Origin of the sequence: Ancylobacter sonchi (assembly GCF_018390695.1) — a bacterium.
GTDB lineage: Bacteria > Pseudomonadota > Alphaproteobacteria > Rhizobiales > Xanthobacteraceae > Ancylobacter > Ancylobacter sonchi.
On record NZ_JAHBGF010000046.1, the window covers coordinates 469,273 to 482,350 of the forward strand.

Here is a 13,078-nt window from a genome sequence, read left to right on the forward strand (position 1 = left end):
GGGCGCGGGACGGGAGAGGCCAGGTGGATCTGCTGCGGCCAACCGATATCGAGGCGTTGCTGCGGCTGCTGGTGGCGGTCGCCTGCGGCATGCTCATCGGCCTCAATCGCGATCTACGTGGCAAGCCGACCGGTATGCGCACGCTCGGGCTGGTCTGCATGGGGGCGGCGCTGATCTCTCTGACCGCGATGCAGGTCGACGGGATCGCCGGCCACCCGGACGCCACCAGCCGCGTGGTGCAGGGCATCATTCAGGGCGTGCTGACCGGCATCGGCTTTCTCGGTGCCGGCGTGGTGCTGCGCGACAGTCGCGAGCGCGAGGTTCATGGATTAACGACGGCTGCCACCGTGTGGGTGACGGCGGCGCTGGGCGTCGCCTGCGCACTCGCCAGCTGGCATCTCATCGTGCTGGGGCTCGCGGTGACGCTTATCCTGCTGGCGCTGATCCGGCCGCTGGAGCGGCTATTCGAGCCGCGCGCCGGCGAATCGCCGAAGGCTGACGCCGCATCCCTCGCTGATCGGCCAGCTCGTGAGGACGCGGGCGACGGCTGATGCCGCGCGTCCGTGCGCGGACCACGGCCGGTGGGCCGAGGCGCAGATGCGCACTCAGGCGCTTTCGCGGGGCAGCTTGTTCAGGGCTTGGTGGTACAGGTGGGTGGGCTCGAACCACCGACCTCCGGTTCCACAGACCGGCGCTCTAACCAACTGAGCTACACCTGCATGCCAGAACGGCGCGGAACCTAATCGGGCGAACGGCGCTTTGCAAGGGCGCCAAGCGCTCGCACGCAAAATCCTTGGGATAGAGGCCTGCTTTCGCCTCGCCGCACCCTGGCAGGCGTGGCACGTTTCCTGAATTGGCGAGGCGGCGCCGGACCGGCGCCAGGGAGGCAGATGTGACGGACGACCGGACGGGCAGGCGGCCCGGCGATCTCGGAGCCTATCTCGACGCGGCGCTGGCGCTGGCCGAGCTGCCGCTGGAGGCCGTGCTGCGGCCGAGGGTGCTGATGCATCTCGACATGGCGCTGGCCATGGGGCGGCTCGTCGAAGACTTCCCGCTTCCCGACGAGGCGGAACCGGCCCCGGTGTATCGTCCATGAGCGCGACCATGTCCGTGGATTCGCCTTCCACCATTGCCGAACTTGCCGCCGGGTCGGCGCTCGCCATAGCGGAGGCGGTGCGCGGAGGACGCGTTTCCGCGCGTGCCATTTGCGAGGCGGCGCTGGCGCGGATCGCCGCCGTCGATCCGAAGCTCAATGCCTTCACCCATGTCACCGCGGTGCGCGCGCTCGCTGAGGCCGATGCCATCGACACGGCGCGGGCGGCGGGCGTGGCGCTCGGCCCGCTCGCCGGCGTGCCCTTCGCGGTGAAGAACCTGTTCGACCTGAAGGGCCTGCCGACGCTGGCCGGCTCGAAGATCAACGCCGACCGGCCGGCGGCGGGCCGGGACGCGACGCTGGTGGAGCGGATGGTCGCTGCCGGAGCGGTGTGCCTCGGCGCGCTCAACATGGGCGAATATGCCTATGATTTCACCGGCGAGAACCGCCATGCCGGTAATTCCCGCAATCCGCACGATCTCGGCCACATGTCCGGCGGCTCGTCCGGCGGCTCGGGCTCGGCGGTGGGCGGCAAGCTGGTGCCGCTGTCGCTGGGCTCCGACACCAACGGCTCGATCCGGGTGCCGTCCTCATTCTGCGGCATTTTCGGGCTGAAGCCGACCTATGGAAGGCTGTCGCGGGCGCGCAGCTTCCCCTTCGTGGCGAGCCTGGACCATCTCGGCCCCTTCGCCCGCACCGTCGCTGATCTCGCCGCGACCTATGACGCGCTCACCGGTGCCGATGCCGACGATCCGGCGGTGGCCGACGTGGCGGCGTTGCCGACCTTGCCGGAGCTTGAGCGCGGCGGCGAGGGGCTGCGCGTCGGCATTCTCGGCGGCTGGTTCGCCCGACAGGGAACGCCGCAGGCTTATGACGCCGTCGCCCGCGCCGCCGCCGCGCTCGGCGCCACGCGGATAGTCGAGCTGCCCGAGGTCGAGCGGGCACGGGCCAGCGCCTATGTCATCACCATGGCGGAAGGGGCGGCGCTGCACCGCGACCGGCTGCGCAACCGGCCGGCCGATTTCGACCCGGCGGTGCGCGAGCGCCTGCTCGCCGGCGCGGTACTGCCGGCTGGGATGATCGTGAAGGCGCAGAACTTCCGCCGCTGGTTCCATGACCGGGCGGTGGAGCTGTTCGCCGAGTTCGACGTGCTCATCGCCCCGGCGACGCCGGTGCCGGCGCCGCGCAGCGGCCAGGCGACCTTCGTGCTCGACGGCAAGGAGATGCTGGTGCGGCCGAATATCGGCATCTACACCCAGCCGATCTCCTTCATCGGCCTGCCGGTGGTGGCAGCGCCGATCCCCGGTGGCGGACCGTTGCCGATCAGCGTGCAGCTCATCGCCGCGCCTTGGCGCGAGGAAGCCGCGCTGCGGGCGGCGCGGGCGCTGGAGGCGGCAGGCGTGGCCTATGCGCCGGAGCCGGTGGTCTAGCGCTGGCGAGGGGCGTTTAGTCCTGGCGGCGCTCAGTCGCGGCGGAACGCCAGATTGGCGACGAAGCCGACGGCGAGCGCGCCGAGCATGGTCGCGAGACCGTAGAAGAAGGGATGCTGCTGCGCGGCGGTGGCGACGGATTGCTCGAAGTCCACCTTGGCGACTTCGAGAGGCAGCATGCCGCGGGCAATGAGCTCGCGGTCCTGGAACAGCTTCACCTGCACGTCATAGGTGCCGATCGGGGCGGTGCCGGGAATCGGGATCACCGCGCGGAAGACGTGCGGGGCGATGAACTCCACCGCCTCGGTGCGCTCGAAATAGAGCCCCTGCGACTGCTTCACCCTCAGGAAGGCCTGCCGGAACGGGTCGCCCGGCACCACGTCCGCATAGTCCGTGCCGACGCGCTGGATCAGGCGGTTGTTGACGAAGCCGGCCTGCTCCTGCCGCAGCGTGTCGGCATCCGCCATCTCGGCCGGTGGCCGGTTGCTGAGAACCGCGAGATAGCTCGGCGCGGCGAGGAAGGAGCGGCTCTCGACATTGGTCCACAGGCCGAAGCGCCGCGCCTTCTTCCAGGTGACGAAGCTCTGGTTCGGCCCACGTACAGTCACCACCACATCCGGCGGCGGAGCGACGCCGTGCTGGTCGGGCGTGACGCCGAACAGCACGATACTGTCGCCGGAAAAGCTGGAGGTGATCGTCACCCGCGCCTTGGACAGCGACAGGACGAGCCCCTGCGGTTCCGGTGCCGGCTGCGCTTGCACCGGCGGGGCAGCGACGAGGCCGAGCGCGGCGATACCGAGCATGGCCGGGACGAGCCTCGCTGGGCAGGCCGCCGCCGCGACGAGCCGGGCGAGGGCGGCGGCGCGGCTCACCGGTCCGTCTCGTCAATGGTGACGGCATAGAGATCGGCCGGCTGGCGGATCTGGTCGGCCGCCACCCGCAGTCCGACGCCGAGCACCAGCAGGCCGAGCAGCAGGCGCAGATTCTCCGCCTTCATCGCCTGGCCGGCGCGGGCACCGAATTGGGCGCCGATGGTGCCGCCGACCATCAGCACCAGGCCGAGCACCGCATCGACCGTCTGGTTGAGCACCGCATGCAGGACGATCGCCGCCGCCATGGTGACGAGGGTGAGCATCAGCGAGGTGGCGACCGAGGTGAGCGTCGGCACGCGCAGTAGATAGATGAGTGCCGGCACCAGCAGGAAGCCGCCGCCAATGCCCATCAGCGCGCCGAGAAAGCCGATCGAGAAACCGATGGCGAGCACGGGAATGATCGAGACATAGATGCGCGACTGGCGGAAGCGCATCTTGAACGGCATGCGCAGGAACCAGGGATGCGCGCCCGGGCGGCGTATCCGGGCCGGTTCGCCGCGCCAGTTGCGCAGGAGTGCGCGCAGGCTCTCGATCACCATCAGCGTGCCGACCGCGCCGAGCAGCGCGATGTAGGACAGGGCGATGAACAGGTCGAGCTGCCCGAAGCGACGCAGCAGCATGAAGGCCAGCACGCCCATCAGCGTGCCGGTGAGGCCGCCGGCCAGCAGCACAAGGCCGAGCTGCACGTCCACCAGCCGTCGTCGCAGATAGTTGAGCGTGCCGGAAAAGGACGAGGCGGCCATGTGGGTCGACACGCTCGCCACCGCCACCGCCGGCGCGACGCCGAGGAAGATGAGCAGCGGCGTCATGAGGAATCCGCCGCCCACCCCGAACATGCCGGAGATGAAGCCCACCGCGATGCCCAGGGCGAGCAGGGTGAAGATGTTCACCGGCAATTCGGCGATCGGCAGGTAGATGGTCACGCGCGTCGGATCTCGGTCAGAGCGATAGGCGTGCGTCCCGCTTAGCAGATTTCCGCTAACAGGTGATGAGCGGAGCCGGGCGATGGCGGCCGTGTAGCCCGCGTGTGCACCCGCTCCCCGTTCGATGGAAGGGAAGTCAAGATTAATGGTTGCATCTATATTTGATGTTTTTCAGTATTATACCGCAGCGCAGCGATGTATAAATTATTATAGAATATTTTCTACGTAAAATGTGCTTCCATTTCGCCGGATCATAGTAATACTCCCTTGCGGAACGGGCCCGGACGAGGCCCGGATGCCTGGGAGGATACTTGCATGACGACCAAGGAAACGGGCCGGCGCCTGCGCGCGCTGCTGGGCTCGACGGTAATGGCTGGCGCTTTGCTGGTGGGTGTGGGGCAGGGCGCGGCAAGCGCGCAGGCCACCGACAATCTGGAGAAGCTGTCGAATTTCCAGTCCACAGGCACGGCGGAACTGCCGGTAGTGCCGCAGGACGGGCCGCGCGTCGCGGCCTTCAACAAGACGCTGGCCGGCATCAAGCTGCCGGATGGCTTCAAGATCAAGCTCTACGCCATCGTGCCGGATGCGCGCGAGATGGCGGTCGGGCCGTCGGCCGGCGTGGTGTTCGTCGGTACCCGCAAGTCGCGGGTCTGGGCGGTGACCGATCGCGACAAGGACCGCGTCGCCGACGAGGTGAAACCCTTCGCGCCCTCCATCCAGATGAAGCTGCCGCACGGCGTGTGCTTCTCCAAGGACGGCTTCCTGTACATCGTCGAGCAGAACCGCGTGCTGCTGTTCCCGGCCGCCGAGTTCTTCTACGAGGGGCCGGACGTCGCCGCCTTCGTGGTGGTCAAGCAGGGCGACCTCATCCCGAAGGAGGAGGAATCCTACAACCACACCGCCCGCGTCTGCCGCATCGGGCCGGACGACAAGCTTTACATAACGCTTGGCCAGCCCTTCAACGTGTTCGCGCCGGAGAAATACGACCTCTACAAGAAGGTCGGCATCGGCGGCATCGTGAAGATGGACCGTGACGGCAAGAACCGCGACGTCTACGCCTGGGGCATCCGCAATTCGGTCGGGATGGACTTCAACCCCAAGGACAAGACCCTCTGGTTCACCGACAACCAGGTCGACGGCATGGGCGACGACATCCCGCCCGGCGAGCTCAACCGCGCCGAGAAGGCCGGGCAGACCTTCGGCTTCCCCTATTATGGCGGCGGCTCGGTGCGCACGGTCGAGTACAAGGACAAGGAGCCGCCGGCGGATTCGGTGAAGCCGCAGGTGGAGATGGCGGCGCATGCCGCCGATCTCGGCATGACCTTCTACTCCGGCAACCAGTTCCCGGCGAAGTATCGCGGCGGCGTGTTCTCGGTGCAGCACGGCTCCTGGAACCGGACCGTGCCGGTGGGCGCGCGGGTGATGTTCACCGAGGTGAAGGAAGACGGCACCGCCGGCAAGAGCGAGCCGTTCGCCGAGGGTTGGCTGACGGCCAACGGCGAATATCTCGGTCGCCCGGCCTCGGTGGCGCAACTCAATGACGGCTCGCTGCTGGTCTCGGACGACACGTCGGGTGCGATCTACCGCATCTCCTACGGCGAGTGACGGCACGGTGCCCCGGACCGCGGCGGACGCCGCCGCGGTCCTTCCCCGACAAGCGTGGAAAGCTATTCATGATGCGGATGTGGAGACCGCTGCCGCGCGCGGCGGCCTGTCTCTTTTCTCGACCCTTGGTGCGAAGATTGCCTGGCGCGCTGGCTATTGCCGGCGTGGTGTTCGCCGGAGCACCGGCTTCCGCCGGCGATGCCGCCGCCGGCCGGGCCAAGGCCAGCCAGCAATGTGCCGTCTGCCACGGCGCCAACGGCATGTCGCAGCACCCGGAGGCGCCCAATCTCGCCGGCCAGGTCGAGATGTACCTCGCCAAGGCGCTGGAGGAATTCCGCTCTGGCAAGCGGGTCAACGAGATGATGACGGTCGTGACCAAGGAGCTGTCCGACGACGACATCGCCAATTTCGCCGCCTGGTACGCCTCGATCGAGATCAGCGTGCAGCTGCCGCCCTGAGCCGGTGCTGGGCGACCAGCGCTACCATCAGGTTACCGAGGCCGCGCAGCAGGCGGGCACGGTCGAGCGGGCCGCCCGTGCGTGGGCGGGGGATGTGAACGAACACCGCGAGGGGCATACGCGCGTCCCGCCGCGCCCAGCCATAGGCGCTCCAGCTGAGGGCATTGCACACATAGCCGCCGGCATCGCGCGAGAGCCGGGCCGGCACGCCGGCCGCAGCCAGCGCGTGCAGCAGCGGCACGGGGACGGCGCTGCAATGGCGGGTGGCGGGGGCTCCTGCCTCGAAGCGGGGAGCGGGCGGATGGCGCCGCGCCGCGTCGGGAAACAGCCGCGTGCGGTTGCGGCCCAACAGCTCGACCGACACCGTCCGTCGGCGGGCGGCGAGGCCGATCATCAGCACGATGTCGGGTGCGAGGGCGTCAAGGACCGGCGGGAAGGCCGCGGTTTCCTCCCACAGCGTCGGCAGGACGCGCAGGCTGCGCCGCGTGCCGGCGAGTGCGGGCCGCCGCAGCCTCACGAGGTCGCGCGCCAGCCCGGCGGCCGGATTGGCCGGCGCGCCGGGAAACGGTCCGAAGCCGGTGACGAGAATATGCGGCGTTTCGGCAGCGCTCATCCGCGCCCGTCGCGGGAAGCGACGGCCAAAGCGAGCGCGTCCTCCAACTGGGCGAGCTGGAACGGCTTGGACAGCAGCGGCAGGCTGCGCCATGGCTCGCTGATCGCCTCGTCATCATAGCCAGTGGAAAATACTACCGGAATACCCTGGTCGCTGGCCGCCTGCGCCACATCGTAGCTGGCGATGCCGCCGAGATTGAGATCAAGCAGGGCGACATCGATGTCGCGATGGCGCGCGGCGACGAAATCGAGCGCGTCGGGCAGGCGGCGGGCGCTGCCGATCACCACCGCGCCGAGTTCCTCGATCATGGCCTCGATCATCAGGGCGACCAACGGCTCGTCCTCGACGACGAAAACACCTCGTCCGGCGAGCCGGTTGTCGTTTTCCATCTTGCTTCCCATCGCCCCGTCATCGCGCCCGGAGCACCGCCACCTAATCTTAGTGGCCAGCATTCCCGGCGACTGTGCAGAAGTGAGCCGAGCATTCCGCCTTTTTCAGGTCGGCTCAAGCCCGAGTCGCGCGGCGATGCGTGCCGCGCCGCTGCCGGGAGCGAGCCGGCCGGCCGCCACCTCGGCGGAGATCGCCGGCACCTCGTCCCGCAGCGCCACGTCGGTGCGGATGCGCTCGCGAATGCGCTCGTCGAGCAACGTCCACATCCAGCGGACCTGCTGGGCGCTGCGCCGTGCCGTGAAGGCGCCGGCCTGCCGTGACCGCTCGCCATGCAGCTCGACCTGCTGCCACAATGCCTCCAGCCCCTCGCCGGTGAGGCCGGAGCAGGCGAGCACCGGCGTGGACCAGTGCGGCTCGCGCACGCCGAGCACCTGCAGCGCGGCGCGGTACTCGGCGGCGGCGGCGCGGGCACGGTTGAGGCCGTCGCCATCCGCCTTGTTGACCGCCACGATGTCGGCGAGTTCGAGGATGCCCTTCTTCAGGCCCTGCAACTCGTCGCCGGCGCCGGGAAGCATCAGCACCAGGAAGGTATCCGTCATGTCGGCGACGGCGGTCTCGGACTGGCCGACGCCGACCGTCTCCACTAGCACCACATCATAGCCGGCGGCCTCGCACAGCAGCAGCGTCTCGCGGGTGCGGGCGGCGACGCCGCCGAGCGTGCCCGCCGAGGGCGAGGGGCGCACGAAGGCGTGCTCGTCGACCGACAGCCGCGCCATCCGGGTCTTGTCGCCGAGGATGGAGCCGCCGGTACGGGTCGAGGACGGATCGACGGCGAGCACCGCCACGCGATGACCCTTGCCGATCAGCAATGAGCCGAGCGAATCGATGGTGGTCGACTTGCCGACGCCGGGCACGCCGGTGATGCCGACACGCCGGGCGGTGCCGGTAAACGGCAGCAGGGCCTGCAGCAACGGCTCGGCGAGGGCGCGATGGACGGGGTTGCGCGATTCGACCAGCGTGATGGCGCGGGCCAGCATCGCCCGGCGCCCGGCGCGCACGCCGTCGACGAGTTCGTCGAGCGAGGGGAGGGCGGGCGCGTGGATCAAAATCGGGTCCCGGACGTTGTCGGGGCAATGCTAGCAGCCGCGACCGAGCCTGACGAGGCACGGCAAGCCAATGTTTCAATGGAGATAAACGCCATGAATTGGGACCGTATCGAAGGCAATTGGAAGCAGGTCAAGGGCCAGGTGCGCCAGCAATGGGGCAAGCTGACCGACGACGACCTCGACCGCCTGCACGGCAAGCGCGAGGAACTGGAAGGCGTATTGCAGGAGCGCTACGGCATCGCCAAGGACGAGGCGAAGCGTCAGGTCGACGAGTGGAGCGGTCGCTACAAGATGTGACCGAACGCGCCGGGTACGGCGTCATTCGCAACAGGCGGCGGCCGGGCATCGTCCCGGCCGTTTCGATTGATGGGCCGAGCCGGTCGACCGGCCTCAGCTATGGGCGAAGTCCCAATAGAGCTGGCGGGCGTGGCGGAACACCGGACCCGGCTGGAGTTCGCGATCCTCGATGCGGGTGATCGGCGAGACCTTGGAATAGTTGCCGGTGGTGAACAGCTCGTCGGCCGCCTTGAAGTCGTCCCAGCGCAGCGACGCCTCGACCACCTCGATGCCGGCCTGCCGCATCAGCCCCATGGTGCGGGTGCGGGTGATGCCGGCGAGGAAGGTGCCGTTGGCGGCGGGGGTCAGCGCGACGCCGTCCTTCACCATGAAGATGTTGGCGGTGGCCAGCTCGGCCACGTTGCCGAGCATGTCGCACAGCGCCGCATTGTCGAAGCCGCGGCGGTGGCATTCGACCAGCGCCCGGGCGTTGTTGGGATAGAGCGCGCCGGCCTTGGCATCGGTCACGGCGCATTCCACCGTCGGCCGACGGAACGGCGACAGGGTGATGGAGGTTCCGCGCTCCGCCGCCGGCATCGGCGCCTCATAGAGGCTGAGGCACCAGCGGGTGGAATCCGCATCGGCATCGACGGTGCGTGCGCCGGGGAACTCGGCCCAGTACATCGGCCGGATATACAGCGCTGCGTCCGGGGCGAAGCGCTGGAGCCCCTCGGCGGTGAGCTCCATCCAGCGCTCGACCGAGACGACCGGCTTCAGCCCCATAGCGAGCGCCGAGCGGTTGATGCGAGCGCAATGCAGGTCGAGGTCGGGCGTCACGCCCTCGAAGGCGCGGGCGCCGTCGAATACCGAGGTGCCGAGCCAGGCGGCATGGGTGCGTACGCCCATGATCGGCACGTTGCCCTCGTGCCAGGCACCGTCCAGGAAGGTCCAGGTCTGCGACCACTCGCCGATCATTTCATGCACTCCCAAGCGTCAGTCGAACACGTGTCAGTCGAACATCCGTCGAGGCCGCGCCATAGCGAAAGATCGAGGCGGCGGGCGCCGCTTTTCCTCGTCCTTTCGGCGCAACCGATCCTTCCGGCGAGGGACGCTCAGCTCGCCAGAGCGGCGAGGATGCGCACCCAGGAGCGGATGCCCTTGTGGAACGAGGCGAGGTCGTATTTCTCGTTCGGCGAATGGATGCGGTCGTCATCGAGCGCGAAGCCGATCATCAGCGCGTCCTGCCCCAGCGTCTTCTTGAAATGGCCGACGATCGGGATCGAGCCGCCGGCGCCGATGACCACGGCGGGCTTGCCCCATTCGTCCTTGAGCGCGGCGGTCGCCTTGGCGAGGTTCGGATTGTCGTGCGAGACGGCGACGGCGGGCGAGCCTTCGCCGCTGAGGAACGCCACCGAGCAGTCGGCCGGCAGCTGGGCGCGCACGAAGGCGCGCACCGCGTCGCGGACGTGGATAGGATCCTGGCCGGCGACAAGGCGGCAGGAGATCTTGGCGGTGGCGATCGAGGGGATCACCGTCTTCGAGCCCTCGCCGATATAGCCGCCCCACATGCCGTTGACCTCGAAGGTCGGGCGCGAGGTGGTCATCTCGACGAGCGAACGGCCCTTCTCGCCGATCGGCTGCGACAGGCCGATCGGGCCGAGGAAGCTCTCGGACGTCATGCCGAGCGAATTCCACTGCGCCTTCACCTCGTCCGGCGGCTCGACGACGCCGTCATAGAAGCCGGGAATCGCGATGTGGCCATCCGGTCCGTGCACGGCGGCGATGATCGTCGACAGCACATGCAGCGGGTTGGCCGCGGCACCGCCGTAATAGCCGGAATGCAGGTCGCGATTGGCGCAGGTGACGACGATCTCGTCATGCATCAGCCCGCGCAGCGAGATGGTGATGGCCGGGGTTTTCGCATCCCACATGCTGGTGTCGCAGACGAGGGCGACATCGGCCTTCAGCTCTTCCTTATGGCTTTCGAGGAAGGGCGGCAGGTTGCCGGAGCCGTTCTCTTCCTCGCCCTCCACCATGATGGTGACGTCGACGGGCAGGGTGCCGGTGACCTTGAGATAGGCGCGGCAGGCCTCGACGAAGGTCATCACCTGACCCTTGTCGTCCGAGGAGCCGCGGGCGACGATCCGCTTCACCCCGTTCGGCCCCTCGACGATCTTCGGCTCGAAGGGCGGGTTCTCCCACAGGTTCAGCGGGTCGACCGGCTGCACGTCGTAGTGGCCGTAGAACAGCACGCGCCGCGCGGCGCCGAGGCTCGATTTTCCGGTGACGATGGGATGGCCGGGCGTATCGTTCAGCCGGGTCGCGAGGCCGAGGCCTACGAGGTCGTCGGCGAGCCACTGGCCGGCCTTGCGGCAGTCCGGCGCATAGCTGCGGTCGGTCGAGATCGAGGGGATGGCCAGGAAGGCGAACAGGCGTTCGAGGCTGGCATCGAGATCGGCATCCACGGCGGCGAGGACGCGGTCGAGATCGGACATGGCAAGGGTCTCGGACTGGAAGGAAGGCGAAGGGGCTGCGGCCTATTTGCGGCCGCCGCTCCCGGAGAAATCGTCGAAGATCTGCGAGAAGTCGTCGCCGGCGCTCGCCTTGCTCGATGAACTGCGTGCCGGCGTCGAGGAGACGGCGCGGGTGGAGCGCGAGCGCCCGCCGAGCACGTTGCGCAGGATGGCCTTGGTGACCTGGTTGGTCACCTCGCGAGCAACCTGCCGGGTGACCTGCTCGCCGACGCTCATGCGCCCGCGCGGCGAGCGCGAGCCGAACAGGCCGCCGAGCACGTCGTCGAGCCAGCCACCGCCGGACGCGGCGCCGGCTTCGGTGGGCGCGGGCGCGTTGGGAGCAGGCTTGCCGGCTCCGGCGTCAACTTCCGTCTCCTCGGTGCGCTTCGCCAGCTTTTCGAAAGCGGATTCGCGATCGAGCGGCTCGTCGTAGACGCCGCGCAGCGGGCTGCGGGCAATGATGGCGGCGCGCTCCTCCGGCGTCACCGTTCCGACCCGGCCGGCCGGCGGGCAGATCAGCGTGCGCTCCACGATGGCGGGCGTACCATTGCCTTCCAGCATCGACACCAGCGCCTCGCCCTTGCCGAGCTCGGTAATCACCTGGGCGGTGTTCAGGGCGGGATTGGGCCGGAAGGTGTCGGCCGCGGCCTTCACCGCCTTCTGGTCGCGGGGAGTGAAGGCGCGCAGCGCGTGCTGCACCCGGTTGCCGAGCTGGGCGAGCACGGTTTCCGGCACGTCGAGCGGATTTTGCGTGACGAAATAGACTCCGACGCCCTTGGAGCGGATCAGCCGCACCACCTGCTCGATCTTCTGCAGCAGCGCGCGGGGCGCCTCGTCGAACACCAGATGCGCCTCGTCGAAGAAGAACACCAGCTTGGGCTTGTCGGGGTCGCCGACCTCCGGCAGTTGCTCGAACAGTTCCGACAGCAGCCAGAGCAGGAAGGAGGCGTAGAGCTGCGGCGAACCCATCAGCTTGTCGGCGGCGAGGATGTTGATGGTGCCATAGCCGGAGCGGCGCTCGACCTGCATCAGGTCGGTGATCTTCAGCGCCGGCTCGCCGAAGAACTTGTCGGCGCCCTGGTTTTCCAGCACCAGCAGGGCGCGCTGGATGGCGCCGACGGTGGCGGAGGAGACGTTGCCATAGGTGGTGGTGAGCTTGGCGGAATTCTCGGCCACGAAGGCGAGCATCGCCCGGAGGTCCTTGAGGTCGAGCAGCAGCAGCCCGTGCTCGTCGGCGACGCGGAAGACGACGTTGAGCACGCCTTCCTGCACGTCGTTGAGGTTCATCAGCCGCGCCAGCAGCAGCGGGCCCATCTCGGTGACGGTGGCGCGCACCGGATGGCCCTGCTCGCCGAACAGGTCCCAGAACACCACCGGGAACTCGTCGGCCACATAGTCGACGCCGATCTCGGCGCAGCGCTTGGTGATCCACTCCTGGCCGTCGCCCTTCATGGCGACGCCGGAGAGATCCCCCTTGATGTCGGCGGCGAAGACCGGGACGCCGGCACGGGAAAAGCCTTCCGCGAGGGTCTGCAGCGTCACCGTCTTGCCGGTGCCGGTGGCGCCGGTGGCGAGGCCGTGGCGGTTGGCGAGCTTCAGCGTGAGATATTCGGGCTTCTCCGAACGTCCCACCAGGATCTTGCCGTCGACATCCCCGGTCATGTTGGTCTCCTCGGGTGGATTCCGCGCCGCCTATAGAGCGCGGGGGCAGGGCGTTCGGCAAGCGGGACCTGTTCAGATTATGGGAGATGGCTACCGGCGCCTTGCTTTCGCCGGCGCGGCGCGCAATTTGAGGGGAA

The 13,078-nt window shown here is 68.5% G+C and carries 14 protein-coding genes and 1 tRNA gene; 6 read left to right on the forward strand and 9 right to left on the reverse strand.

What is annotated here, in order from left to right; genetic code table 11:
* Nucleotides 1-23: 23 nt before the first annotated feature.
* On the forward strand, nucleotides 24-551 hold the full coding sequence (locus tag KHC28_RS26340; protein WP_312893345.1) for an MgtC/SapB family protein: 528 nt from the start codon (nucleotides 24-26) through the stop codon (nucleotides 549-551).
* A gap of 91 nt (nucleotides 552-642) precedes the next feature.
* On the opposite strand, the gene KHC28_RS26345 is transcribed toward KHC28_RS26340, so the two are convergent.
* A tRNA-His gene (locus KHC28_RS26345) sits at nucleotides 643-719 on the reverse strand.
* 173 nt (nucleotides 720-892) lie between these two features.
* On the opposite strand from KHC28_RS26345, the gene KHC28_RS26350 reads away from it, so the two are divergent.
* Nucleotides 893-1,096 carry a DUF4089 domain-containing protein gene (locus KHC28_RS26350; RefSeq protein ID WP_214011333.1) on the forward strand — a complete coding sequence of 68 codons (204 nt, stop codon included), beginning with the start codon at nucleotides 893-895 and terminating at the stop codon, nucleotides 1,094-1,096.
* 8 nt (nucleotides 1,097-1,104) lie between these two features.
* Nucleotides 1,105-2,523 carry an AtzE family amidohydrolase gene (locus tag KHC28_RS26355; protein WP_214011334.1) on the forward strand — a complete coding sequence of 473 codons (1,419 nt, stop codon included), beginning with the start codon at nucleotides 1,105-1,107 and terminating at the stop codon, nucleotides 2,521-2,523.
* Nucleotides 2,524-2,555: 32 nt separating this feature from the next.
* Here the strand turns inward: KHC28_RS26355 and KHC28_RS26360 are convergent, their stop codons facing one another.
* Together KHC28_RS26360 and KHC28_RS26365 are read right to left on the reverse strand one after the other, a co-directional pair.
* Complete coding sequence (locus KHC28_RS26360) at nucleotides 2,556-3,395, reverse strand: TIGR02186 family protein (protein ID WP_312893346.1); 840 nt, start codon at nucleotides 3,393-3,395, stop codon at nucleotides 2,556-2,558.
* Entirely contained in the window at nucleotides 3,392-4,318 is a 927-nt protein-coding gene (locus KHC28_RS26365) for a sulfite exporter TauE/SafE family protein (protein ID WP_214011335.1), read from the reverse strand. Before KHC28_RS26365 ends, KHC28_RS26360 begins: the two co-directional genes overlap by 4 nt.
* Before the next feature lie 315 nt (nucleotides 4,319-4,633).
* On the opposite strand from KHC28_RS26365, the gene KHC28_RS26370 reads away from it, so the two are divergent.
* On the forward strand, nucleotides 4,634-5,923 hold the full coding sequence (locus KHC28_RS26370; protein ID WP_214011336.1) for a PQQ-dependent sugar dehydrogenase: 1,290 nt from the start codon (nucleotides 4,634-4,636) through the stop codon (nucleotides 5,921-5,923).
* Between the two features lie 128 nt (nucleotides 5,924-6,051).
* Nucleotides 6,052-6,381, forward strand: a complete 330-nt coding sequence (locus KHC28_RS26375; RefSeq protein ID WP_376772801.1) for a c-type cytochrome — start codon at nucleotides 6,052-6,054, stop codon at nucleotides 6,379-6,381.
* Here KHC28_RS26375 and KHC28_RS26380 read toward each other — a convergent pair.
* From KHC28_RS26380 to meaB, 3 genes are all read right to left on the reverse strand, one after another.
* Nucleotides 6,359-6,994, reverse strand: a complete 636-nt coding sequence (locus KHC28_RS26380) for a pyroglutamyl-peptidase I (RefSeq protein WP_246565195.1) — start codon at nucleotides 6,992-6,994, stop codon at nucleotides 6,359-6,361. The genes KHC28_RS26375 and KHC28_RS26380 overlap by 23 nt on opposite strands.
* The gene (locus tag KHC28_RS26385; RefSeq protein ID WP_214011338.1) at nucleotides 6,991-7,383 is read right to left on the reverse strand and encodes a response regulator; all 393 of its coding nucleotides are present in this window, start codon (nucleotides 7,381-7,383) and stop codon (nucleotides 6,991-6,993) included. Before KHC28_RS26385 ends, KHC28_RS26380 begins: the two co-directional genes overlap by 4 nt.
* 105 nt (nucleotides 7,384-7,488) lie before the next feature.
* The gene (gene meaB, locus KHC28_RS26390) at nucleotides 7,489-8,490 is read right to left on the reverse strand and encodes a methylmalonyl Co-A mutase-associated GTPase MeaB (RefSeq protein WP_214011339.1); all 1,002 of its coding nucleotides are present in this window, start codon (nucleotides 8,488-8,490) and stop codon (nucleotides 7,489-7,491) included.
* Between the two features lie 93 nt (nucleotides 8,491-8,583).
* On the opposite strand from meaB, the gene KHC28_RS26395 reads away from it, so the two are divergent.
* Complete coding sequence (locus tag KHC28_RS26395) at nucleotides 8,584-8,787, forward strand: CsbD family protein (protein ID WP_214011340.1); 204 nt, start codon at nucleotides 8,584-8,586, stop codon at nucleotides 8,785-8,787.
* 93 nt (nucleotides 8,788-8,880) lie between these two features.
* Here the strand turns inward: KHC28_RS26395 and KHC28_RS26400 are convergent, their stop codons facing one another.
* The 3 genes from KHC28_RS26400 to KHC28_RS26410 form a co-directional block, all read right to left on the reverse strand.
* On the reverse strand, nucleotides 8,881-9,741 hold the full coding sequence (locus tag KHC28_RS26400; RefSeq protein ID WP_214011341.1) for a branched-chain amino acid aminotransferase: 861 nt from the start codon (nucleotides 9,739-9,741) through the stop codon (nucleotides 8,881-8,883).
* 137 nt (nucleotides 9,742-9,878) lie between these two features.
* Nucleotides 9,879-11,261 (reverse strand): dipeptidase, encoded by a 1,383-nt coding sequence (locus KHC28_RS26405; RefSeq protein ID WP_214011342.1) that lies wholly within the window; start codon nucleotides 11,259-11,261, stop codon nucleotides 9,879-9,881.
* Nucleotides 11,262-11,303: 42 nt separating this feature from the next.
* A complete protein-coding gene (locus tag KHC28_RS26410) occupies nucleotides 11,304-12,941 on the reverse strand; it encodes a helicase HerA-like domain-containing protein (protein WP_214011343.1) in 1,638 nt (545 codons plus the stop codon).
* Between the last annotated feature and the right edge of the window lie 137 nt (nucleotides 12,942-13,078).